Raw genomic sequence first — 269 nt, forward strand, 5'->3', positions numbered from 1 at the left:
GATATCGCCGTCCGGGAAGAAACGGACAGTCGTACCCGTCGTATCAGTCGTACCAACGATTTCGAGTTCTCCTTGTGGAACACCGCGTTTGAATGATTGGTAGTAGACGTTGCCGTTACGGCGAACGAACACTTCAAGTTTCGTCGACAAGGCGTTAACGACCGAGGCCCCGACGCCGTGCAGACCGCCTGAGACTTTATATCCGCCACCACCGAATTTACCTCCGGCGTGAAGGACCGTGAAAATGACTTCAACGGCTGGACGTCCCG

1 pseudogene is annotated in these 269 nt (G+C 55.0%); it reads right to left on the bottom strand.

What is annotated here, in order from left to right:
• A pseudogene (locus tag ACSV5T_RS09895) lies at positions 1-269 on the bottom strand (DNA topoisomerase IV subunit B); the annotation flags it as partial.

It is taken from the genome of Veillonella sp. ZSJB6, assembly GCF_051549505.1.
In the GTDB taxonomy this organism is placed as follows: domain Bacteria; phylum Bacillota; class Negativicutes; order Veillonellales; family Veillonellaceae; genus Veillonella.